This window comes from Streptomyces zhihengii (genome assembly GCF_016919245.1).
GTDB classification, from domain to species: domain Bacteria; phylum Actinomycetota; class Actinomycetes; order Streptomycetales; family Streptomycetaceae; genus Streptomyces; species Streptomyces zhihengii.
Genome location: NZ_JAFEJA010000003.1, coordinates 483,779 through 505,731, shown reverse-complemented (window position 1 = coordinate 505,731; position 21,953 = coordinate 483,779). Strand labels below are relative to the sequence as shown.

General features: G+C 70.8%; 16 protein-coding genes and 3 CRISPR repeat arrays. Of the genes, 9 read left to right on the top strand and 7 right to left on the bottom strand.

The genetic code is table 11. The features are described 5' to 3' along the window. Window positions 1-13 precede the first annotated feature (13 nt). The 9 genes from JE024_RS39950 to JE024_RS42650 all read left to right on the top strand — a co-directional run bounded on the left by JE024_RS39950 (window position 14) and on the right by JE024_RS42650 (window position 10,085). The gene (locus tag JE024_RS39950; RefSeq protein WP_205378846.1) at window positions 14-595 is read left to right on the top strand and encodes a PIG-L deacetylase family protein; all 582 of its coding nucleotides are present in this window, start codon (window positions 14-16) and stop codon (window positions 593-595) included. Window positions 596-642: 47 nt separating this feature from the next. Then, the gene (locus tag JE024_RS39945) at window positions 643-1,755 is read left to right on the top strand and encodes a DegT/DnrJ/EryC1/StrS family aminotransferase (protein WP_205378845.1); all 1,113 of its coding nucleotides are present in this window, start codon (window positions 643-645) and stop codon (window positions 1,753-1,755) included. Next, the gene (locus JE024_RS39940; RefSeq protein ID WP_205378844.1) at window positions 1,752-2,861 is read left to right on the top strand and encodes a Gfo/Idh/MocA family protein; all 1,110 of its coding nucleotides are present in this window, start codon (window positions 1,752-1,754) and stop codon (window positions 2,859-2,861) included. Before JE024_RS39945 ends, JE024_RS39940 begins: the two co-directional genes overlap by 4 nt. Further along, the gene (locus JE024_RS39935; protein WP_205378843.1) at window positions 2,858-3,490 is read left to right on the top strand and encodes an HAD family hydrolase; all 633 of its coding nucleotides are present in this window, start codon (window positions 2,858-2,860) and stop codon (window positions 3,488-3,490) included. Before JE024_RS39940 ends, JE024_RS39935 begins: the two co-directional genes overlap by 4 nt. Before the next feature lie 500 nt (window positions 3,491-3,990). Beyond that, entirely contained in the window at window positions 3,991-5,469 is a 1,479-nt protein-coding gene (locus JE024_RS39930) for an NUDIX domain-containing protein (protein ID WP_205378842.1), read from the top strand. A gap of 105 nt (window positions 5,470-5,574) precedes the next feature. Beyond that, entirely contained in the window at window positions 5,575-5,880 is a 306-nt protein-coding gene (locus JE024_RS39925; protein WP_244883752.1) for a hypothetical protein, read from the top strand. Next, a complete protein-coding gene (locus JE024_RS39920) occupies window positions 5,856-7,052 on the top strand; it encodes a tyrosine-type recombinase/integrase (RefSeq protein ID WP_205373278.1) in 1,197 nt (398 codons plus the stop codon). Before JE024_RS39925 ends, JE024_RS39920 begins: the two co-directional genes overlap by 25 nt. Then, window positions 7,045-9,528 (top strand): tyrosine-type recombinase/integrase, encoded by a 2,484-nt coding sequence (locus JE024_RS41805; protein WP_244882747.1) that lies wholly within the window; start codon window positions 7,045-7,047, stop codon window positions 9,526-9,528. Before JE024_RS39920 ends, JE024_RS41805 begins: the two co-directional genes overlap by 8 nt. A gap of 26 nt (window positions 9,529-9,554) precedes the next feature. Continuing rightward, window positions 9,555-10,085, top strand: coding sequence for an MFS transporter (locus JE024_RS42650; protein ID WP_443742877.1), 531 nt, complete (start codon window positions 9,555-9,557; stop codon window positions 10,083-10,085). A 189-nt stretch (window positions 10,086-10,274) separates the two neighbouring features. Further along, a CRISPR array of direct repeats spans window positions 10,275-11,036; the repeat unit is 29 nt. Window positions 11,037-11,128: 92 nt separating this feature from the next. Next, window positions 11,129-11,707: direct repeats of the CRISPR family, unit length 29 nt. 340 nt (window positions 11,708-12,047) lie between these two features. Beyond that, a CRISPR array of direct repeats spans window positions 12,048-15,430; the repeat unit is 29 nt; unit sequence CGGCACACCCCCGCGTCGGCGGGGAGGAC. A 17-nt stretch (window positions 15,431-15,447) separates the two neighbouring features. Here the strand turns inward: JE024_RS42650 and cas2e are convergent. The 7 genes from cas2e to casA all read right to left on the bottom strand — a co-directional run bounded on the left by cas2e (window position 15,448) and on the right by casA (window position 21,761). Beyond that, complete coding sequence (gene cas2e, locus JE024_RS39910) at window positions 15,448-15,765, bottom strand: type I-E CRISPR-associated endoribonuclease Cas2e (protein WP_205378841.1); 318 nt, start codon at window positions 15,763-15,765, stop codon at window positions 15,448-15,450. After that, on the bottom strand, window positions 15,765-16,715 hold the full coding sequence (gene cas1e / locus JE024_RS39905) for a type I-E CRISPR-associated endonuclease Cas1e (protein WP_205378970.1): 951 nt from the start codon (window positions 16,713-16,715) through the stop codon (window positions 15,765-15,767). The genes cas2e and cas1e overlap by 1 nt, the downstream gene beginning before the upstream one ends. Window positions 16,716-16,771: 56 nt before the next feature. Continuing rightward, window positions 16,772-17,422: a type I-E CRISPR-associated protein Cas6/Cse3/CasE gene (cas6e, locus tag JE024_RS39900; protein ID WP_205378840.1), complete on the bottom strand. Its 651-nt coding sequence runs from the start codon at window positions 17,420-17,422 to the stop codon at window positions 16,772-16,774. Continuing rightward, the gene (cas5e, locus tag JE024_RS39895; RefSeq protein WP_205378839.1) at window positions 17,419-18,285 is read right to left on the bottom strand and encodes a type I-E CRISPR-associated protein Cas5/CasD; all 867 of its coding nucleotides are present in this window, start codon (window positions 18,283-18,285) and stop codon (window positions 17,419-17,421) included. Before cas5e ends, cas6e begins: the two co-directional genes overlap by 4 nt. Next, window positions 18,282-19,409, bottom strand: coding sequence for a type I-E CRISPR-associated protein Cas7/Cse4/CasC (gene cas7e, locus JE024_RS39890; RefSeq protein ID WP_205378838.1), 1,128 nt, complete (start codon window positions 19,407-19,409; stop codon window positions 18,282-18,284). The genes cas5e and cas7e overlap by 4 nt, the downstream gene beginning before the upstream one ends. Continuing rightward, the gene (gene casB / locus JE024_RS39885) at window positions 19,406-19,984 is read right to left on the bottom strand and encodes a type I-E CRISPR-associated protein Cse2/CasB (protein ID WP_244883750.1); all 579 of its coding nucleotides are present in this window, start codon (window positions 19,982-19,984) and stop codon (window positions 19,406-19,408) included. The genes cas7e and casB overlap by 4 nt, the downstream gene beginning before the upstream one ends. A 181-nt stretch (window positions 19,985-20,165) precedes the next feature. Then, window positions 20,166-21,761 carry a type I-E CRISPR-associated protein Cse1/CasA gene (casA, locus tag JE024_RS39880; RefSeq protein WP_244883748.1) on the bottom strand — a complete coding sequence of 532 codons (1,596 nt, stop codon included), beginning with the start codon at window positions 21,759-21,761 and terminating at the stop codon, window positions 20,166-20,168. Window positions 21,762-21,953: the final 192 nt, after the last annotated feature.

The following is a 21,953-nucleotide window of genomic DNA, read 5'->3' as shown; positions in this document are numbered from 1 at the left end:
CCTCTTAGCCGTCATGGCGCACCCCGACGACCCGGAACTGTGGGCCGGCGGCACCCTCGCCCTGCACGCCCGCACCGCCCCGGTCATCGCCGCCGTCCAGGCGCACGACACCGTGCGCAACGCCGAGGCCGTCGCCGGCGGGAAGGCCCTGGGCGCCGAGGTCGTCCTCGCCGAGGCGCTCGACGCGGCCACCGTCACCGAGCTGATCCTTCGCCACCGGCCCGAGATCCTCATCACCCACCCCGTCGACGATGTCCACCCCGACCACCGGCGCATCGCGGGCGCCGTCATGGAAGGGCTCGTGGACGCCGTCATAGCCACCGGCCACCCCAAGAAGCTCTACGCCTGCGACACCTACAACTCCCTGACCCTCAGCGGCCCCGTCGCCGCATCGGTGATCGTGGACGTCACCGCCACCTTCGAGCAGAAGATGACGGCCCTGCGTGAACACCGCTCGCAGCCCATCACCGAGCACTTCGGCCCCATGGCCGAGAACCTCGGCTCGCTGTGGGGTGCGCGGATCGGAGCCTCGCGCGCCGAAGCGTTCACCGCGCTACCGATCCTCGGCCGGCTCCCCGGCGCCGCGCACCTGTAACCCAGGCACGAAGACCCGCTCACTTCCCGTGGAGGGGATACACCGTCATGCCCCAGCATCCTGCTCCGGTCTACCAGTACAGCCAGCTCACGGCCGATGCCCAGAACGCCCTCGTCGGCGGCGGCATACTGTCCGGCCAGATCGCCACGTTCAACGGGGAACTGATCCCCGACCTCGAAGCGCGCGTCGCCCAGCTCACCGGCCGCGCCCAGGCCCTCGCCGTCGACTCGGGCTCCTCCGCGCTGCGCATGGCGATGCGCGGGCTCGAGATCCGCGCCGGCCAGGAGGTGATCATCCCCGAGATCGGCTGGGTGTCCGTCGGGGCTGCCGCCGACATGCTCGGCGCCACCGTCCGCGTCGCACCGGCCACCGAATCCCTGACCCCCACGTGGGCAGAGATCGCCCCGCTCATCGGCCCGGACACCGCGGCCGTCGTCCTGGTCCATCTCCGAGGACGCCCCGCCCCCGGCACCGCGGAGATCGCCCATCACCTGACCGAACGCGGCATCCCGCTCATCGAAGACTGCGCGCAGGCGTGGGGCGTCGACGTCGAAGGCCGCCCGGCCGGCGGCTGGGGGACCCTGGCGACCTTCTCCACGCACTCCATGAAGCTCATCGCCACGGGCGAGGGTGGCCTCGTCGTCGGCGACGACCCGGCCATGATGGCCCTCATGCGGGCCATAGCGGGAGACACCCGGCAGAAGACCCCGCGCGCGGTCTGGCGGTCCAAGGCCCGGATGACCGAACTCGCCGCAGGTCTGGCCCTGCCCCAGGTGGAACACCTGCCCAGGCTCGTGGAGGACCTGCGCGCACTCCAACGGGAAGTCCACCTCCAGCTCGCGGCACTGCCCGGGCTCCAGCTCGTGCCCGGATCCACCGACCCGGCCGGGAACGGCTCGCTCGTCGGCGTCCGTGCTCCCGACCCGGACACCGCCGCACGCATCTCCGGCGCCCTCTTCCACCACGGCTACCGCAGCTGGTGGCCGGGCCCCGGTGACCTTCACACCGCTGAAGCCTGGCCCGTCCAGCCGGAGCGGCAGATCACCGACCACCGGACCTACTTCGACATCCAGATCCCCTGGCTGCCCGCGGATGCCCACAAGCAGTGGGCCTGCACCCTCACCGACCTCGTACAGCAGAGCCTGGAGAGCAACCGATGACGGCGATACCCGTCCGGGTCGGCATCATCGGCTGCGGCATGGTCGCCGAGGAGTACGCGACCACGCTCGCCGCCTCCCCGCTGGTCCGCCTCACCACATGCGCCGACGCCGACCCGGCCCGCGCCACCGCCTTCGGTGGCCGGCACGGCATCCCCGCCACCGAACCGGGCTCCGTCCTCGACCCGGACCTCATCGACCTCGCGGTCATCCTCACCCCTCCCCACACCCACCACGCCCTGGTCCTTCAGGCCATCGCGGCGCGCGTCCCGGCCGTGTGGAGCGAGAAGCCCCTCGCGCTCACGCCAGGCGACGCCGCCCAGCTGGTCTCCGAAGCCGACTCCGCCAGGATCCTGCTGGGAGCCGCGCCCGACACGACGCTGGGCCCCGCGTTCCTGACCGCGCATGGTGCGGTCAGGGAAGGGCGGATCGGCACCGTTCTGTCCGCGGCGGCCACACTCATGAGTACCGGGCCCGAGCGCTGGCACCCTTCCCCGGAACCCTTCTACGCCCAAGGGGCCGGCCCGCTGGGCGACGTGGGCCCGTACTACCTCGCGGCCCTCGACGAGCTGCTCGGTCCGCTGCAGGTCCACGCAGCGACCGCGCACACCCGGAAAGTCCGCACCATCCGCTCCGGCCCCGCCGCGGGCAAGCACTTCACGGCGCAGGCCCCGACCCACATCGCAGCCTTCCTGACGGCCGCCGACGGTGTGCCCGTCAATCTGAGCGCCAGCTTCGATGCCGCCGCCACCCGCACACCCCGCATCGAGCTCCAGGGGACCCTTGGGGCCCTCGTCCTGCCCGACCCCAACTTCCACGCAGGCGACGTCCTCTTCGCCGAGTACGGCACCTTCACCTGGAACCCCCTGACATCCACGGGTCGTGCTCCGCAGACGACGGGCCGGGGCATGGGCGTCATCGACCTCGCGACGGCACTCACCCAGGGCACCTCGTCCGCCTGCACCGGCGCGCGGGCCGCACGCATCGCCGCGGTCAGCGACGCCATCCTCCGAGCTGCGGCCCGACCTCACCATGCGCTGCGCACTCCACCCCACCAGCCGGGCACCGCCGAGAGCCCTGCGACGATCACCAAGGAGCCCACCCGATGAGCGACACCCAGCAGACCTTCAAGGCCGTGATCTTCGACTTCGGCGGCGTCCTGACCAACCCCATGGACGACACCGCCATCGCCTTCGCCGCAGAGATCGGCCTGCCCACCTACGCCTACCGCGACACGGTCGCCTTCGACCCCGCCGGCCGCGCGCTCTACGCCCAGCTGGAGCGCGGCGACATCAGCCAGACCCAGTGGAACGAGGGCATCGCCAGCATCCTCGGCATCGACTCTGACAACCTCATGGGCCGCGCCCTCGCCACGCTGGTCCCGGAGAAGCTCGTGGTCAACGCGGCGCTCGCCATACGCGAGGCAGGGCTCAAGACCGCCATCCTGTCCAACAGCATGGGCCTGGAACCCTTCAACCCCTACACGCCGTGGGACCTGGAGGCCAACCATGACGTGATCGTCTTCTCCGAGCACCACCGGATCCGCAAGCCGGAACCCGCGATCTACCAGCTCACCCTCGACAAGCTGCAACTGCCCGGCTCCGCCTGCATCTTCGTCGACGACAACCCGAGCAATCTGATTCCCGCCCAGGAACTGGGCATGGCCACGGTCCACGCCACCACCGCCGAGGAGACCGTCAGCGGACTCCAGAAGCTGCTGGGCATCCCGCTTGGCTGATTCAACCCGCCCATCCGGCCGGGCGTGATGGGGACCATCCCGGCAAGCAGTCGGCGCCACGCACGATTCAGAACGCTGCCAGAGCGACGACGCAAGACCCTGATCGGGTGCCGCCTCCCCTTCTCCACTCGAACGTGTGAGTTCAAACGCGTCCACGCAAGCAGCAGTTACCGCGTCGACCTGTTCCGCATTCGCGTTCGATCCATTCGTCCGATCGGGGCCGTTACGACTCCGGATTCGGCGCGTTCTTAGAGCACCTGTGCCATCCAGCCGCCCAGATGGAGGACGTCATGAAACCCGGCCCGACTTCCCGCAACGACACCTGCGAATTCGAACGCCGGCCCGTCGACATCGCACCGGTCCCTGCCAGGTCCGCTCTCGAGCCACGCGCCGCCCAGCCGTCCGACCACGAGACCGCGATCTGACCCACCCCGAGCGACCTCCCTTGCCCAGCCCGCCCGCCGCCCCGACCCCACGACACCGAAGGCGAGACGACACTCATGTCCCCCAGCTCCACAGCGATCCGCAGGACCGTCGAGACGTACCTCGGCAGGCACCCCGGCGAGCGTGACGCCCTGGCTGGTCTCCTCGCCTTGCTGGACCGGCCGGTCGACGCGACCGCCCGGACGACGTTGCCCGGTCACGTCACGTGCAGCGCCGTCATCATCGACCGGCAGGGCCGGGTCCTGCACATCCGGCACCAGGCCACCGACGGCCTCATGCTCACCCCCGGCGGTCACACCGAGCCCGAGGACCGGACCCTGCTCGCCGCGGCGCTGCGCGAGGCGGCGGAGGAAACCGGGATCGCGCCGGGCGCCCTGTGCCTGACCCGGCAGCTGCTCGGCTCTCCGATCGACATCGACTTCCACGACATCGACGCCAGCCCGTCCAAGGGCGAACCGGCCCACCGCCACTACGACTTCCGCTTCGTCTTCTACCTCGCCGGCGAGGAGCCGCAGACGCTCGCGCTACAGAACGAGGAGGTGTCTGGAGCCCGGTGGATCCCGCAGCCGGAGGTCACCTCGCCGACGCTGCACGCGAAACTCCTCGCGACGGGCCTGGACGGCGTGCCGGAGCCGGTGAACGCGTCCGCGCTGATCTACGACGGGGCCGGCCGCTACCTGCTCCATCTGCGCGACCACAAGCCCGGCATCATCTGGCAGTCGGGCGCGTTCGCCCTTCTCGGCGGCGGCCGTACCCACGACGACCTGAGCCTTGAGGGCACGCTGCTGCGGGAGCTGTCCGAGGAGGTCCCGGGCCTCCGCCTTGAGGACGTGAAGCCCTACGCCATGGAAGTCGCGACCAGCGTCGACGGCCTCAGCGTCCCGGTTCAGGTCTTCGCCGGCAGGTGGCGAGGCAACCCCGACCGCCTCGCGCTGCACGAAGGGGTGCTGCTGCGCTGGTTCGCGGTCGACGAACTGGACCGGCTGCGCCTGAGCCCTGCCACCCGGGACCTGATTCGCCGGCACGCGGCCGAGAATCCCCCGGGCAGCGAGCCGGCCGTGGCACCGCCCGTGTGGGACGGGGGCAGCCGGGTGGTGCTCAACGGCGTCGGAGTCCACCTCCACATCGAAGACGCCGAGGGCCGGGTACTGCTCGGCCTGCGTCACCCCGAGTCGAAGTACGCGGGCGACACCTGGCACTACCTCGCCGGGAGGTGCGAGCAGGAGTCCGCCCTCTCATGCCTGGTCCGCGAGGCGTGGGAGGAAGCGGGGCTGGTCATCGACCCCGCGGACGTGGAGCTCGCGCACGTCGTCCATGTCGTCGACGCCCCGGGCAGTCTGCCCCTGATGCAGCTCGTCTTCCGGGCACGCCGGTGGGAGGGAACCCCCGAGGTTCGCGAGCCCGACAAGTGTCTGACCTGGAAGTGGTGGCCGCGGCACGAGCTCCCGGACCGCCTCGTCTCCTACACCCGCACGGCCATCACCGGGATCTCCGAAGGCAGCCCCTATTCGCAGATGGGCTGGTGGGCACGGTGAGCACGCCGACTCGTGGCGGACAGGCCGAGCTCACGTACGTGGAGCGGGAGCGCCTGGCGGTGCCGAGGGAGGTACTCCGTGCCGCCCTGCGCTGAGGATCCGTCCGTGGCCGGGGCCTCGCTGTGGCGGCACCGGGACTTCCGCCGGTACCTGACCGGCCAGGCCGCGAGCGTGGCCGGCAGCTCGCTCACGCAGATGGCGCTGCCGGTACTGGCCGTTCTCCACCTGGACGCCACGACAGCCCAGGTCGCCTGGCTGGCGGTCCTCGGCCAGCTCCCGCCCCCGCTTCTCGCCCTGCACGCCGGCGCGCTCGCCGACCGGTGTGTTAACTGCACCAAGTCTCTGATCATGAAGCGAGATGATCTACGTCTTCGAGGAAGTGTGTCTTGCAAGATCTGCACCGCCAGCTAATCGAGGGCCAGGCCGATGTGCCCCGTGTCGGCTCGGTCGTCGAGCTGGAGTCGATACCGCGGTACGCCGTTCTCGGGCCTGACGGGACCCCGGTCGCTCCCGTCGTCCCGTACCTGCGGGGTCTGACCCTGGACGACAACCGGCCGCTGACCGTCAGGAGCTACGCGTACGACCTCCAGCGCTGGTTTCGGCTGCTGTGGTTCCTAGACGTCCCCTGGGACAGGGCAACCGAGGCGGAAGCCTCCGCGCTGGTGGGCTGGCTCCGGCTGGCTCCGAACCCCCAACGACGCCGGCGGAAGCCAGACGCCCCACGACCCGGCTCGGTGAATCCCCGCACCGGCAAGCCCTATCTCAAGGCGGGGTACGCGCCCTCAACGATCAACCACTGCCTGACCGTGATCTGCAGCTTCTACGCCTACCACCGGCACTACAACCGAGGTCCGCTGATCAACCCGGTGCCGGAGGCAGCCGCCCAGCGCCGAGCCCTCGCACACAGGGCTCCGGACGGCACGGTCCCGCAATTCCGGCGGGCCCGCTTGCGCCAGCGTGTTCGGCAGACCGACCCCCGGTCCATTCCCGACGCGATGTGGGACGAGCTCTTCGAGGCGATGACCTGCGACCGGGACCGGGCGGCCATCCTGCTCTACGTCTCCAGCGGCTCCCGGGCCGGCGAACTTCTCGGCGTCACCCCCGGTGACATCGACTGGGCCAAGCAGATGATCTACGTGGTGACCAAGGGCACCGACGATCGCGAGCCCGTTCCCGCGAGCCCTCAAGCCCTGACGATCCTGGCCGCCTACCTCGACACGATCGGGCTTCCGCCGGCTCACGAGCCGGTCCTGCGGACGATGCGGGGGCCGGACCGGCCGCTGACCTACTCGGCGATGCGGCGGGTCTTCCAGCGGGTGAACGAGAAACTCGGCACGAACTGGACCCTGCACGACCTGCGGCACACCGCCGCGAACCGAATGGCGAACGACCCGAACCTCACCCTCGCCCAGGTCCGAGCGATCTTGCGACACACCGATCTTGCGACCACCGGCCGCTACCTCAATGCCCGAGTGGAGGATCTCTTCGACGCTCTGCAGGCCCACTACAGCCGCCCCCGGGTCCAGCGCACGTTCTCCGCTGGCTACGACGCCGAGGACATCAAGGCGGTGTTCGGTGGCTGATCACTCGACGGTCGAGGTCTCCACTGTCCGTAATCGGCGCCAGAACTACGCCGAGGCCCCGCGGGTCAAGGCACCGACGAGGTTCTCGAGGGCTTCGGCCAAAGCAGCGCCGGCACCCCGGCCGGAGAGGCCCCCGGCGCCGCTTGGGGACCTGTCGACGGTCGGCATCGCGGACTTGTGCGACCTGACCGGGATGGTCTGGCCGAAGGAGTCGAGGTCCGGGGCAGGGAAGCGCCGAGCGGCGATCCGCATTCTCTTCGGCCACTTGGCGACGCTGCCCGGGAACACCTGGCAAGAGCGATGGGAGGCGAGCGCTTTCAACGGCGAGAACGCCCTGTCAGTCAGAGTCCTGGGTCGCGAGGATGCACCCTGGGAGCGAAGCGACCTCCTCTCCGCGCTGAAGTTGGCGTTCGTGGCGAGGATCATCCAGCCCTCGCTGCCCGGGTTCCGGGCGAACAAGTTCAGTGACTACGCCGATCCGTTCCGGCAGGTCCAGAAGGACCCTCGCCTGGACGAGTTCTTCGCAGTAGTCGATGCTCAGCACCACCTGACCGCAGTGCACCGGCAGCGCGCGAAATTCGACCTGACCTGCGCTCTCACCACGCAGGGCATCACCATGGAGCATCTGACTCCCTCGGCTCTGCTGCACTACTCGATCGAGAGCAAGCGCCTGGGGCTCACCCATGGAGCCAACGGGGACACGACTCGGTTCGCGGCCCTGGGCACCTGGGAGATCCTGCACAGGATGGGGCACTTTCCGCCTGAGACGAGCCCGACCCTGCGGGCCTTCACCTACGCCGGTCAGCGAAGCGTCGAGGAACTTGTCGACGCCTACGGCATCAAGAACGTCGAGATCCGGCAGCTCCTGATCGACTACCTGGCTCGCCGCCGAGCGGACACGGACTACGTCACCCTTCAGGCATTGGCCCGCCAGCTGGCCAGCCTGTTCTGGGCCGTCATCGAAGAGCTCAACCCCGATCAGCGCGACCTGAACCTCAGCCAGGAGCTCTATGACCAGTGGCGGGCTGAAATCCAGTACTGGCGGAGGGACGGCAAAACCGACCGCACCCGCCTCCGCAAGGACGCGGAATCCGTCCTGCTGGCCGTCCGCGGCCTCTACCTCGATCTCCACAGCTGGGCCATCGGTGAACCGGAACGGTGGGCCCAGTGGGTGACGCCCTGCCCGATTCTGCCCCGGGACGTGAAGGGCTTCGGCAAGCGGCGCCGTGAGGTCACCCGGCGGATGGCCGACCGCACCCGCGTTCGCCAGCCCCTTTTGCCGGTTCTCGTCCGGCACGTCGAGGAGCGCTACGAGCACCTGGCCGGCCTGTTGGAAGCTGCCCGGCCGATTCCACTGGGTGAACAGTTCGAGCACAAGGGCCGCCGCTACAGCCGCACCAACTCCCGCGAGGATCGCCGCCGGGCGAAGGTCTTGGCCGAGCCGGCCGTGAGGGTTACCGACCACGAGACCGGCGAGCTGATCCACGTGTCGATGGCCGAGGACTCCGCGTTCTGGGAGTGGGTCGCCGTTGAGATCCTGCGTCACAGCGGTATCCGCGTCGAGGAACTGGTTGAGCTCACCCACCTCAGCATTCGCCAATACGAGCGGCCCGGTGGTGAGGTCATCGCCCTCCTGGTCGTGGCCCCCTCGAAGACCGAGCGCGAGCGTGTCATCCCGATGTCCGCCGAGCTCTTCCACGCCGTCGCGCAGATCGTCCGCCGCCACACCCGCAGAGGCCACTCGATTCCCCTCTTGAGCCGCTACGACGGACACGAGAAGACCTGGTCAGAACCCATGCCGTTCCTCTTCCAACGGCAACTGGGAACCCGCCACGATGTCGTATCGCCGACAACAGTTCAGCTCATGATCCGCCGCAGCTGCGAAGAGATCGCCGAAACGAACCCCGCCTTCGCCGGCACCAAGTTCACACCGCACGACTTCCGCAGGCTCTTCGCCACCGACATCGTCAACGGCGGCCTGCCGATCCACATCGGCGCAGCCCTACTCGGACATCTGAATCTCCAGACCACTCAGGGCTACGTCGCGGTCTTCGCCGAGGACATCGTCAAGCACTACCAGGAGTTCCTCAACCACCGCCGAACCCTGCGTCCCGAGGACGAGTACGTCGACGTCAACCGCGAGGAGTGGGACGAGTTCGAAGAGCACTTCGACAAACGCAAGGTCGAACTCGGTAACTGCGCTCGCCCCTACGGATCCCCCTGCCAGCACGAGCACGCATGCATCCGATGCCCAATGCTGCAGGTCAACCCCAAGATGCTGCCGAGGCTGGCCGAGATCGAGGAGGACCTGGTCCTCCGCCGCAAGCGCGCACAGGAGGAACAATGGCTCGGCGAGATCGAAGGCATCGACATGACCTTGACCTTTGTCCGCACCAAGCAAGCCGATGCGGCTCGACTCGCACAACGGTCGACCGTCCCACTCGGCATCCCGACCGTCCGGCCCCAGTCAGGCTGACAACAAGGATCGACTCGCTTGACTTAGTGCAGAGAAGGCACTCCAAGCGCTGGCAGATGATCACCGGCGATCTGGTCAGCGCGACCGCCCTCGCCACCGTGCCGGTGGCAGCCGCGCTGGGCGCCCTGACCCTGACCCAGCTCATGATCGTCGCCGCGGTGCAGGGAGCGGCCGGTGTCCTCCACGACGCGGCAGCCATCAGCCTGTTGCCCAGCCTCGTGGAGCGGTCGTTGATCCAGCGGGGCAACAGCCGCGTGGGCGCCCTTTTCGCGATTTCCGCGACCGCCGGAAGCCACCTCGGCGCCGCGCTGACCGCGCTGCTCGGCCCCGCCCGAGCGCTGCTCGGCGACGTCGCCTCCTACCTGATCAGCGCCGTGTGCACCGCCCGCATCCAGACCGCCGAACCCGCCCGGAATCCCGCCGGCTGCGCGCCGCTGGTGGCCGGCACACCCCCGCGTCGGCGGGGAGGACGCGACGTCTCGCGCTTGTCCCGTTCCCGTACACGGAACACCCCCACGCCAGCGGGGAGGACAGCGTCACGCGCACCTCCAGGCTGAGCGGGGGCGGAACACCCCCACGCCAGCGGGGAGGACATTTCCTCCCAGGTCTCGCCCACGAACGTCGTCGGAACACCCCCACGCCAGCGGGGAGGACCGAAGCAGTCGGGGCCCTCACCGTCGCCATAGAGGAACACCCCCACGCCAGCGGGGAGAACGTCGCCTGCGCCCTCATCCTCGCCGGCATCGGCGGAACACCCCCACGCCAGCGGGGAGGACCCGTAGACCCGGCGGTGCGCCGGGATGATCCGCGGAACACCCCCACGCCAGCGGGGAGGACGCCGTGGAGGCGGCTACGGCGGCTGCAGCTCGCGGAACACCCCCACGCCAGCGGGGAGGACCGGTTGGCCTGCCAGGCGCAGGTGGCCTTGTTCGGAACACCCCCACGCCAGCGGGGAGGACCGCCTCGAGGACGCAGGCCCTGGAGCGATGGGCGGAACACCCCCACGCCAGCGGGGAGGACTGGACCGACACCATGCGCGACGTCCGGTCCGCCGGAACACCCCCACGCCAGCGGGGAGGACGTCACCGGCGCCAACACCTCCGGCAACTTCGGCGGAACACCCCCACGCCAGCGGGGAGGACGTCGGCGGGGCCATCCTCGGCCTGGTGCACGTCGGAACACCCCCACGCCAGCGGGGAGGACGCCACACCACACCGCCGGGGCGCGGCCCCGTGCGGAACACCCCCACGCCAGCGGGGAGGACGGTGACGGGGGCCGTGGCCTGTCAGGGTTGGTCGGAACACCCCCACGCCAGCGGGGAGGACCCCTTCTCTGTGCTTGCGGGGCCTGTTGAGACCGGAACACCCCCACGCCAGCGGGGAGGACCCGGCCGCCACCGCCGACGAGGCGAAGCGCCGCGGAACACCCCCACGCCAGCGGGGAGGACAGTTACCGTTCGAGCAACCCCGACGGGGACAACGGAACACCCCCACCCCAGCGGGGAGGACGACGGCCACACCGTGGCGGGACTGGTAGTGCTTGGAACACCCCCACCCCAGCGGGGAGGACTCGTGCAGGTGGTAGATGTTCGCGTCGTTGACCGGAACACCCCCACCCCAGCGGGGAGGACACGGGGCGTGGCCTGCCGAACGGCAGGCCACGCGGAACACCCCCACCCCAGCGGGGAGGACCTGCACGTTGCTGAAGTCCAGCTGCTGGAAATCGGAACACCCCCACCCCAGCGGGGAGGACATCGTCGCCGCCGACCATTCGCTGGCTGAGCTCGGAACACCCCCACCCCAGCGGGGAGGACCTTGCCGGTGAAGCCGTAGCTATCAGGAGTGTCGGAACACCCCCACCCCAGCGGGGAGGACGACGTGGCGGCCCGCGAGTTCCGCCCGGGTGACGGAACACCCCCACCCCAGCGGGGAGGACCGTATCCGAACACCTCGCCCACCGGGCCGGGGCGGAACACCCCCACCCCAGCGGGGAGGACGGGCGTCGGCCAGGGCACGGTCCGCGTCGGCACGGAACACCCCCACCCCAGCGGGGAGGACGGATTGCCCCACCGGTCCGGGTGTCTGACATGCGGAACACCCCCACCCCAGCGGGGAGGACTTGCTCCCCTGGATCAGCAGGGCAGACAGCGACGGAACACCCCCACCCCAGCGGGGAGGACACTTCCTGACCTGGGGCTTAGCAGTGGCTTTGCTCCCTCTTTGCCTGCTGCTGAGGGGAGGGTTGGTGGTGCACGGGGTCACTGTAGCGGGACCGGTTGAGGCCAAGGGCGTTGTCGGCGGGGACGATGAGGAGCAGCGCGGAGCCGTACGGGATCAGGGCGGCACACCCCGCGACAGCGGGGACGACGAGTTCCGGTAGGAGTTGATGACCGGAATCGCCGGCACACCCCCGCCTTGGCGGGGACGACCGTTCGCCGGTTTCCTGGGCCGCCGAATGTGGCGCCACACCCCCGCGTCGGCGGGACGACTGGTACCTGCCCTCGCGGACCTGCGTGCGCACCGACACACCTCCGCGTCGGCGGGGAGGACGATGTGGCAGGTGCGGTTCATGCGGCGTTCTCCGGCACACCCCCGCGTCGGCGGGGAGGACAGAACGGGCCGTGGACGGAAGCCTGCCGACTGCGGCACACCCCCGCGTCGGCGGGGAGGACATCAACGTCCAGCCCCCGCGCCACGCCCACGACGGCACACCCCCGCGTCGGCGGGGAGGACCCAGCCTGCCCGCGTCCGACATCGAGGGCCCGCGGCACACCCCCGCGTCGGCGGGGAGGACTGATCTTGCACCTGTCGGCACGGTCACCCCCACGGCACACCCCCGCGTCGGCGGGGAGGACGTGCCCGCCGAGTCGGTGAGGCCGGCCGAGTTCGGCACACCCCCGCGTCGGCGGGGAGGACACAGTCCGTCGCTGCGCAGGGATGAGCGGAGTCGGCACACCCCCGCGTCGGCGGGGAGGACGCCGTCGTACTCCCAGATTTCGACCTGGCCCAGCGGCACACCCCCGCGTCGGCGGGGAGGACTGCGGGGCGCTCCATACGGTCTGCCAGGACGCCGGCACACCCCCGCGTCGGCGGGGAGGACCCAGCCTGCCCGCGTCCGACATCGAGGGCCCGCGGCACACCCCCGCGTCGGCGGGGAGGACGGCCTCATCCACCCACACGAGGATTTCCCGGTCGGCACACCCCCGCGTCGGCGGGGAGGACCGATTACCGCCCATACCGTCATGGGGCCGTGCCGGCACACCCCCGCGTCGGCGGGGAGGACGGGCCGCGCCGGCGGTCTTTGCGTCCACAGTTCGGCACACCCCCGCGTCGGCGGGGAGGACTTACTGCCGCGCTGGTGACCCTCAGTCCGGATCGGCACACCTCCGCGTCGGCGGGGAGGACGTCGCAGCGGCGGCCGGGCGGGGTGCCGCCGGCGGCACACCCCCGCGTCGGCGGGGAGGACCCGTCCAGGGGCCGGCCGGGCGGTCGTGGAAGGGGCACACCCCCGCGTCGGCGGGGAGGACAGCTTCGCGAGTGCTTTACGGTACTCCTCCTGCGGCACACCCCCGCGTCGGCGGGGAGGACGACTCCCAGGCCCTTCACGGCGGCCCTGAGCGCGGCACACCCCCGCGTCGGCGGGGAGGACGACCGGCCGACCCCGGCGGCGGCGGCTGCCGGCACACCCCCGCGTCGGCGGGGAGGACTCCTGCGCGACCTCGGCGATCGTGACCCGCACCGGCACACCCCCGCGTCGGCGGGGAGGACCCGTGCCCCGGCAGCCACAAGCCGTACGCCCGCGGCACACCCCCGCGTCGGCGGGGAGGACCCGAAGAGCCGCGCATTCTCTTTGCGGATGAGCGGCACACCCCCGCGTCGGCGGGGAGGACCACACCAACGGCAGTTGGGACCGTCCAGCCGGCGGCACACCCCCGCGTCGGCGGGGAGGACGCGACCGCGGCGAGGCCGGCGGTGATGCTGGTCGGCACACCCCCGCGTCGGCGGGGAGGACGGCCCGCAGTGCCTCGTCGTCGCCGCCGATGGCGGCACACCCCCGCGTCGGCGGGGAGGACCGGTGATCCTTGCGGACATGACCGCGCCCACACGGCACACCCCCGCGTCGGCGGGGAGGACTGATGCCTGCCGCCCGCTTGGCCGCCCGCCGCCGGCACACCCCCGCGTCGGCGGGGAGGACCCGGTCGCGCGGCTGATCGCGTCGTATGCGGGCGGCACACCCCCGCGTCGGCGGGGAGGACTTCGGCAGCGCCTTGATGGTCTGCACCACGCGCGGCACACCCCCGCGTCGGCGGGGAGGACGCCGACCGGTCGACCGCCGGCGCCGGGCTCGGCGGCACACCCCCGCGTCGGCGGGGAGGACAGACACAGAAGCCCCACACCAACCGTGTGGGGCGGCACACCCCCGCGTCGGCGGGGAGGACCGCGCCGCCAGGCCGACGAGCTCGAGCTCCAGCGGCACACCCCCGCGTCGGCGGGGAGGACACGTACAGCGGGTGCCGGGAGCGCACGGTGTGCGGCACACCCCCGCGTCGGCGGGGAGGACTGGATGATCGCCCTGCTGTACGTGGCAGCGATCGGCACACCCCCGCGTCGGCGGGGAGGACCAGACAGAGCCCCCGCCTGAAGTCGGCGGGGGCGGCACACCCCCGCGTCGGCGGGGAGGACCTGGTCGTGCCCTTCGTCAGGGAGTCCACCAGCGGCACACCCCCGCGTCGGCGGGGAGGACACCCGCAACGGCGGTCCGGCTCCCCTCGGGGAAGGCACACCCCCGCGTCGGCGGGGAGGACGGGAGCACTCCGGGGTGGAGCGGGCGCACTACCGGCACACCCCCGCGTCGGCGGGGAGGACCTGGCAGGGACGGGAGTTCCCTCCCAGTGGACCGGCACACCCCCGCGTCGGCGGGGAGGACTGGTGCAGGGCCCGGCGGAGGTTCGGCGGCGTCGGCACACCCCCGCGTCGGCGGGGAGGACGGTGCCGTCGGTCGGCAGCCCCAGGTCTCCGACGGCACACCCCCGCGTCGGCGGGGAGGACGACATCCACGCCCCCAGCGCGGCCAGCGCCCGCGGCACACCCCCGCGTCGGCGGGGAGGACATCGACCTGCGCGCCCAGGACGACGCGTCCACCGGCACACCCCCGCGTCGGCGGGGAGGACATGTCGGATTGGAGGGCCGGGGCGTCGGAATGCGGCACACCCCCGCGTCGGCGGGGAGGACCAGTACCCGTGCTCGCACATCTCCTCCAACAGCGGCACACCCCCGCGTCGGCGGGGAGGACCAGGAGTGCGGCGGCATCATGGCCGCGTACGCCGGCACACCCCCGCGTCGGCGGGGAGGACGAGTCCGCGCCCCTGATCGGCCTCGGGCCGCAGGGCACACCCCCGCGTCGGCGGGGAGGACATCTGAGACGCCATGGTCCGGGTGATGACGGACGGCACACCCCCGCGTCGGCGGGGAGGACCCGCCGTGCCGGCCCCGCGCGAGGGCGACCCCCGGCACACCCCTGCGTCGGCGGGGAGGACCGCGTTGCGATCGTGGCGAGACCCGCGACCGACGGCACACCCCCGCGTCGGCGGGGAGGACGCATCGTGGCCGGTGCGGTACTGGATCTGACGCGGCACACCCCCGCGTCGGCGGGGAGGACTGAAGCCCCCTCCCGGAAACTCAGGGAGAGGGCGGCACACCCCCGCGTCGGCGGGGAGGACTGCGGAGTGCGGGGCGAGGTGCCGGGACCGGATGGCACACCCCCGCGTCGGCGGGGAGGACGCGTTCGATGACCTCAACCTGCTGGGCGCCATCGGCACACCCCCGCGTCGGCGGGGAGGACCTGACATGCTGTTCACGAACGGCTCCCGTGATCGGCACACCCCCGCGTCGGCGGGGAGGACACTTCCTGACCTGCACCTTAAGAAGGGCTTTGCGTTTCCTTTGCCTTGGCTGCGGCGGTCATGCGTATGAGGGTGAGTCCGTCGAAGTCGACGGGTAGTCGGCGTCGGGTGCCGGCGGTGCGGATGGTGTAGCCCTGTTCGGTGGCGGCGGGGTGGACGAGGACGGCGGCGCCGTTGCCGACGGTGTCGGTGACGGCGCGCCACAGTTCGTCGCGGACGCGGGCTGAGATGCTGCCGACGAAGATGCCGGGGACGACTTCGCTGGTCCAGCGGCTGAGGGCGCCGCGTAGGTGGTCGGGGACGGCGGTGGTGGCGATGACCACCATGGAGGGCATCAGTCGTTTCCTGCGGCGTAGTTGACGCCGGCGGGTAGGGCGCCGGTTTTGGGGTCCCAGAGGTGGACCATGTGGACGTCGCGGCGCTCTGCTGGGTCTTCGTCGGTGTCGTCGTTCTGGAGGGTGTCGGGTGGAGTGGTGGTGAGGAGGGTTTGGGTGTCGCGGACGATGCGCGGTAGTAGGCGTAGGAGTCGCAGGTTGTCGCGGAAGCGGCGGCGGGCTTCTTGTTCGGGGTTGGTGGAGTCGTGGAGGGCGAAGGCGAGGGGCAGCGTGGTCTCGGCTTTGTAGAGGTCGGCGATGTCGTAGACGAAGGCGTGCTGGGTGCCGGCGTGGACGAAGCCGAGGGCTGGGGAGAGGCCGAGGGCGAGCAGGGCGGCGTGGATGATGCCGTAGAGGCAGGTGTTGGCGGCGGATAGGGCGAGGTTGACGGGGTCTTGTGTGTGCCATTGGTCGGGGCGGTAGTTGCGGCGGAAGCGGCCGATGCCGTGTTGGTCGGCGAGGATTTTGTAGAGGGCTTTCATGCGCTGGCCTTCCATGCCGCGCAGTTGGTCGAGGGTGACGGTGGTGGGCAGGTCGGCGTCTTTGAACCGCATTTGGTACATGCGGATGGCGATGTCGAGGCGGCGGTCGGGGTCGCTCCAGGAGGAGACTTGCTGTTCGAGCCAGTGGGTGGTGAGGGAGTCGGGGAGGATGCCGGCGTAGGCGCGGACGCCGCCGGAGCCGGTGCATACGACGCTGGTGCCGTGGCGGGCGAGGGTGGTCAGGGCGGGGGTGGTGATGGAGACGCCTGGGCCGAGGAGGAGGCAGGAGAGGGCGGCGGTGGGGAGGTAGACGGTGTCGGTGCGGCTGTCGTCGACTTGGATTTGGGCGCAGACGCCGGTGTCGTCTTGGACGACGCGGACCATGTCCAGGTAGAGGAAGGACAGGGAGTCGGCGATGCGGGGGAGCATGGCGAGGGTCGGGGCGGCGAGTCGTCGGCGGGCGTCGCCGCCCCGTCGTGGTGCGCTCATGCGGTGGTGGCCGGGGCGAGGCTGAGGAGGCCGGCGCCGTAGGGCTTGGCGCGGCCGATGCCGTGCAGGATGGCGTTGCGTAGTGCGTCGGGGTCGGTGACGGTGGCGGTGCCGTCGTAGCGCAGGAGGCTGTGCCGCATGCGGGATGTGCTGGGGGTGCGGGGGCGGACGGGTTCGGTGCTGGTGGGGGTGAGGGTGTGGAGGGTGATGCCTGCTTCGGTGGAGCGGCGGTGCCACCATTGGTCGGCGTCGGGGCCGGTCAGGGGCACGATGCGTCCGCGTTGGCCTTTGTGCTGGGTAGGGAGCCGTTCGCGTTTGGCGGGGTTGACGACGATGCGGTAGCGGACGGCGAGTCCTGTGCGGAGTGCGGTGAACATCGGGCCGAGGCTTTTGAGGTCTGCGGTGCCGTAGCCGGTGGGCAGGCGCTGTGGGTTGAGTTGGGTGGCTTGGACGAGGAGGGTGCTGGCGGTGTCGGTTTCGTCGAGGCGGTAGAGCAGGCCGGCTTGGAGGCGGGGGGAGTCGCCGAGGTGGTCGGGGACCATCCGCATGACGGTGCGGTGCATCTGGGTGGCGTCTTGGAGGTCTCGTTGTACGTCGCGGCTGTGGGGGTTGAGGTGGATGCGTGCGAGTACCGGGTGGTCGTTCATGCGCTGTCCTCGAGGTGGGCGTAGTCGATCAGGCGCTGTATGAGGGTGTGTTGGGGGCCGGCGAGGTGGCTGGGCAGCGGTTCGAGGGTGCGGTGGATGTGGCGTGAGGTGTGGGCGCGCTGGTGTGGGGCGAAGCTGATGGGGACGTCGTTGACTTGGATGATGTCGGCGATGTTGTGGGCGCCTCCTGGGCTGCCGGGGCCGGTGCTGCCGGGTGTGTTGGTGGTGAGGGGCTCTCTCGCATGGTCGCGGTGGGGTGCCGGGTGGGTCGAAGTCTGCTGTTCTCGGAGGAACTCGACTTGAATTGTGGCGTGTTCTTTTGTGCGGCCGTGCTGGTCCCGTGGTGCGGGGCGGCTGAGGGGCACGCGGGTGCGGAGTTCTTCTTCGGGGTTGTCGACGTGGCGGCGCAGGAGGAATGGCTCGTCGGGTACGCAGGAGCGGCGGCCGAGGTAGGGGGCCCAGTGGGGGCGGCATAGGGCGGTGGTGAGGGGTTCGAGGATTGGGTCGGGTGTGGTGACGGCGACGACGAACACGGCGTCGGACAGGTAGTGGCGGCGGGTGATGACGGCTGCGCCCTTGTTGCTGCCGGCGCTGGTGGCGGGGGTGCGTTCTTTGGGGAAGCCGCCGCCGGCGGTGTGGTAGTCGATGAGCCGGACGCCGGGGCGGTCGACGCGGACGGTGAGGTGGAGGTCCTGGTAGCGGTCGAGGCCGCCGTCGTGGCGGCCGATGCCTTCGGCGGCGGCGAACATGCCGATGAGGGCGGAGCGGGTCGGGAAGGGGGCGGTGTCGCGGACGGGGGCGAACGCGGAGCGTTCTCCCCAGGACTGCAGGGGTCCGGCCAGGCGCAGCAGGAAGCCGCTCACTGCTCGTTCTCCGCGGTGGGCAGGGCGGTGGTGATGGCGGCGTCGATGAGCTGGTCGAAGGAGTCGTGCGCGATGCCGAGTCCGGCGTGCTTGGCTTCGGGGTCGATCACGGTGTGGCCGTGGAAGCGGCGGTTGCGCTGGCCGGTGAGGCGGTTGAGGTTGACGGCGTAGGAGTCGAGGGCGGTGCGGGAGGGGTGGGAGAAGCCGCCCTGCTGGTCGGCGGTGACGGGGGTTTCGAAAGCGGCGGCCAGAGAGAGGGGGCGGTGTTCGCGCACGGCGAGGTAGGCGAGGTCGGGGACGGTGTGCGGGGCGGTGCTGTTCTTCTTGGCCTGCGGGAGGGACAGGAGGAAGTGTTCGGCGAAGGACCCGAGGACGGTGCGGGCGGCCTTGGTGTCGCCTTCGAGGTTCTTCAGCAGATCGGCGACGTTGACGGTCGCGTAGCGGTAGAAGACGCCGGCGCTGAACTCGGCGGTGTCGAGGTGGCCGCTGCCGGTGTCGGCTTCGCCGAGCCAGTCGTCGACTGCGGTGAAGTAGTCGCGCTGCGGTTCGGCGGCGTGGGTAGTGAAGGCGTGGGCGACCTGGGCGGCGCCGTCGACGTTGGCGTCCGGGAGTTCGGCGAGCATGCGGCCCAGCAGGCTGATGGAGGCGGTGCGCCGCTTGAGGATCGCTTCGATGGCCTGGGTGGGCAGGACCTGGCCGGGCTTCTTCTTGCCCACGGCGGCTTCGAGGGCGGGGCGGTGCTCGGTGCAGACGGCGGCGAGTTCGTCGATCGCTGCCTCCGGGAGGAACAGCAGGACCGAGGTGTGGCCGGCAGCTTCGGTGCCGATACCCTTCCTCCCGGCGCTGGCGGCGACCTGCGCGCCCGCGAAGGCGGCCAGTTCCTCGGGCCAGCCCGCCTTCTGGAGGGCCTGGCGCACCTTCACCGGGACCTGGCGGGTGCGGGCGGCCTTCTCCCCGAGGTCCTGCTCGACGCCATGGCGGATCGCCCGCTTCCAGGACTGGCTGGAGACCCGGATCCGGGAGGCGTTGCCGTAGCGGACCTGCTTCGGAGAGCCGAGGTCGTCACGGTTCAGATTCGCGGCGGGCACCGACTGCAGGGCGCTCAGGTCCAGGTAGACAGTCATCGGTCGTTCTCCTCGGCAAGGTTGGCATGGGCAGGGTCGGCACCGGCGGGGATGCCGGTGCCGTAATCGGTGGTGCGGGTGGAGGTGCGGAAGTAGTCCTCGAGCCAGCGGGTGGCGATGCGGTCACGCTTGCGGTTGAACCAGGCAAGGTGCTCCAGCAGGACGGCCCAGTCGACCGTGATCCCGCCGCCCTGGAGCTGCCGGATCAGGGCGGGCAAGGACGGGTGGATCGCATCAGTGCTCTGCCGGGTCATCAGGTGCAGGCTGCTCTCGGCGGAGTTGCCCTTCATCACGCCAGCCGCAACACCCCGGCCGAGGCTGGCTCCGAGGCTCGGCCGCTGAAACCAGGAGATCCCGGCATGGGCCGGTACCGTGTCCCGGGCCGCACGGGGACGCGCGGCAATCAGCGACGCGACCGCGTAGTACGCCCGGCGGACATCGGCGTGGTACGGGTCGTCGTGGTCACGCAGCCAGGGCACCAGGTAGCGGTGCATGGTGTTGCACCGCTCCACCGGCAGTCCCAGACCCCGGCGCAGCGCGGCGCGGGCCTCGTTCGACTGGCACAGATGGTGCACGTGGGCGACGAACCGGTCCGAACAGCGCGTCTCAGAGCGCGGCGGAGCTGTGGTCGGCGGATCAGATGGCGGCGGCACCGATGCCGCCGGCACAGAAGTGGTCATGAGGCGTCCCTTGGACGAGGGTGTGGATGTGATGCCGCGCCGTGCCTGCGCACTGGCACGGCTGTCAGCGGCAGGGTCAGGCGTTGGCCGGCGCCGGGCGCAACAGCGCCAGCAGCAGGCCGCGGGCGCGCTGGCGGGCGCGGGCGACGCGGATGTCCGCCCGGTTGACCTGGCCCAGAGCGTCGTCGAGTGCGGCCAGAGCGGCGTCCACGAACGGGCGGGCGACCTGTTCGGTGGCCTGGCCGGTCCTGGTGAGCTGCCAGAACGCGGTCTCCGCTGCCGGCCAGTACCGGGTCATCGCGGCGGCCGCCCAGGGCCCGGGCTTGCGCGCATCGATTTTGACCTTCGCTGTCGGCGACAGGTCCGTATTCGCGTCGGTGGCGACCTTCCACGCGATCCGCGCGGCGTAGTCGAGCCGGTCGCCGGTCTGTTCGGCCAGGGCGTGGCAGCGCTTGATGTGGTGCGCCATGGCGGTGTCGTTCTCTTCCTGCCATCGCAGCACGGGCGGAGTCGTCGCCTGGTACCAGACGCTGTCCTTTTGCTGTCCGTCCTGGTCGAAGCCGTAGGCACGCACCCGCAGCTGGGGCAGGAGCCACCGCGGCAGATGCTCCAGAGCGGGCGGACGCCGACTGCTGTCACGGCTGTCCTTCAGCAGCAGCGAGTCGAGGTCTCGCCACAGCGCCCGCGCCCCGTCCGCCTCCCTCGGCTGGAACTCGCCGTCGCGGCGCGGGTCAAGAACCTGGTAGGGGTCGCGGACCTGCTGAGGCTTCTCGTGGGTCGCCCACGTCAGATAGGCGTCGCACACGGTGCGGCCGTCCGGGGAGGGAACGAGCAGTGCTGCGTGCCGGGACCGTCCGGTCAGCATCCCGCCGGGCCACGTCACCGCCGGCACCGGCCCCAACGGATCTATCAGGGTTTCGGCTTCCCACGGGCAGGCATCGTCTGTCTCCCAGTCGGCTTCCGTCTGCGGGCTCGGCACCGCCAGTACGAGCGTGGTAAACAGGTCAGGGCCCCAGGGAAAGTAGGAGACCGACTTGCGCAACGGGGCCGCATCCGTGCTGCCCGTCCGCTCGCCGGTGATCCTGCGGGGCGTGCACTGACCCGACGGGCCGTAATACAGCTGTGCGATCAGATGCCACGCAGCCTCTGCCGCCGGCACCGGTACCGGAGCGGTGTCCGTGAAGTGCCCGAACAGAACAGCGCCGTTGATACCTGTCGGCCGACCCATCACCAGCTTGTTCACACCGGACGCATTCGGTGCACCCTTCGCGTCCACACACTCGGTGCGCAGCCGCGGGTCCTGCAGGAACGGCCGTTCGGGATGGAAGAGGTCGAATCGGCCCTCCAGATCCTCCCGGGCGAAATAGGCGTTCACCGCTTCCGGGTCGAACCGGCCCGCCTTCAGGATCCTGTCCCGCAAGTCGTGCCACTCGTCGATGTTCTCGCCGATGCCCGCGTCATCCAGAAACTCGTCGCCGTCCGCTGCCATCCGCCCCGTAAGCGACGCGAGGATCCTCATCAGACCAGATGCGGCCGGCGGCACCGGCACCTGAAGGTCCTCGATCTCATGCGCTCGCGTGAACAGTGCACGTAACCCCAGCCGCACCGTCTCCCCGGTCCCTAACCGCACCGGGATCCACGGCTCAAGCCGCAGATCAAAGCCCCCGCCCACAGACACCCCTCTCCCCCGCCGCGCCTGACATACAGACACGACACAGCCGCCTACAGCCAGTTACTGCAGCGTGACCGCATTCAAACACCCAGCACCGACAATCCGCACCGACCTGACAAAATTCACGGCCCTCACCGCCACCCCTGCTAAGGGCCCGCCACGGCGCGCCAAACAAGCCGAGCACTCCCCACC